Origin of the sequence: Streptomyces sp. NPDC057654, assembly GCF_042800135.1 — a bacterium.
Taxonomy (GTDB): domain Bacteria; phylum Actinomycetota; class Actinomycetes; order Streptomycetales; family Streptomycetaceae; genus Streptomyces.
Window position 1 is genome coordinate 1 of record NZ_JBHVHQ010001358.1, and the last position, 1,432, is coordinate 1,432.

2 protein-coding genes are annotated in these 1,432 nt (G+C 73.7%); one reads left to right on the forward strand and one right to left on the reverse strand.

Annotated features, from left to right (window positions below; translation table 11 throughout):
• A partial coding sequence (locus ACFU99_RS43605; protein WP_384404316.1) for a replication-associated recombination protein A occupies positions 1-1,176 on the forward strand: 1,176 nt, incomplete at its 5' end.
• 68 nt (positions 1,177-1,244) lie between these two features.
• Here ACFU99_RS43605 and ACFU99_RS43610 read toward each other — a convergent pair.
• Positions 1,245-1,432 (reverse strand): DUF2470 domain-containing protein (locus tag ACFU99_RS43610; RefSeq protein WP_384404318.1); only part of this gene is annotated, 188 nt, incomplete at its 5' end.

A 1,432-nucleotide genomic window follows, 5' to 3' on the forward strand; every position in this document is an offset into this window, starting at 1 on the left:
ATCCTCTGGGGCCCGCCCGGCATCGGCAAGACGACGCTCGCCTACGTCGTCAGCCAGGCCACCAACAAGCGGTTCGTGGAGCTGTCCGCGATCACCGCGGGCGTCAAGGAGGTGCGGGCCGTCATCGACGGCGCGCGCCGCGCCTCCGGGGGGTACGGCAAGGAGACCGTGCTCTTCCTCGACGAGATCCACCGCTTCAGCAAGGCCCAGCAGGACTCGCTGCTGCCCGCCGTCGAGAACCGCTGGGTGACCCTCATCGCGGCCACCACCGAGAACCCCTACTTCTCGATCATCTCCCCGCTGCTCTCCCGGTCGCTGCTGCTGACCCTGGAGTCGCTGACCGACGACGACCTGCGCGGCCTGCTGCACCGGGCGCTCGCGGACGAGCGGGGGCTGGGCGGGGCCGTCGCGCTGCCCGCCGACTCCGAGGCGCATCTGCTGCGCATCGCGGGCGGCGACGCGCGCCGGGCGCTGACCGCGCTGGAGGCGGGCGCGGGCTCGGCCATCGCCAACGGCGAGGACGAGATCACGCTGGAGACCCTCCAGGACGCCGTCAACCAGGCGGCGGTGAAGTACGACCGCGACGGCGACCAGCACTACGACGTCGCCAGCGCGCTGATCAAGTCCATCCGCGGCTCCGACGTGGACGCGGCGCTGCACTATCTGGCGCGCATGATCGAGGCGGGGGAGGACCCCCGGTTCATCGCCCGTCGGCTGATGATCTCGGCCAGCGAGGACGTGGGCCTCGCGGACCCAGGAGCGCTCCAGACCACGGTCGCCGCCGCGCAGGCCGTGGCGCTCATCGGCTTCCCGGAGGCCCGGATCATCCTCGGCCAGGCCACGGTCGCGCTCGCCCTCGCGCCGAAGTCCAACGCCGCCTATCTGGCGATCGACGCCGCGCTCACGGACGTACGGGCCGGGCTGGCCGGCCCGGTGCCGCCGCATCTGCGCGACGGGCACTACAAGGGCGCGCAGAAGCTCGGCCACGGGCAGGGCTATCTCTATCCGCACGACCTTCCGGGCGGGATCGCCGCCCAGCAGTACGCGCCGGACGCGGTGCACGGCAAGCGCTATTACGAGCCGACGCGCTACGGCGCCGAGGCCCGGTACGCGGACGTGGTGGAGCGGGTCCGCGCGCGGCTGCGCGGGGAGCAGCCGCCGTCGGCCGGGGAGTGAGCGTCCTCGGCAGACGCTGACGCCGCCCGGGGACCGTCCTTACCGGGCGCCGTACGCGGCCGTGGCCGTCACCCCGCCGCGGCGTCGAAGAGCGTGTGCATGGCGCGCCGCAGTTCGGCGATGTCCCGTACCGGCTCCGGGAAGTCGAACCGCGCGTCGAAGGAGCGGTCCGCCGGGTCGGTGAAGCGCACCCGGAGCCCGAAGCGGTCCAGGGCCACCGGCACGGCCCGGTCGCGCGTGCCGCAGAGTTCGGCGG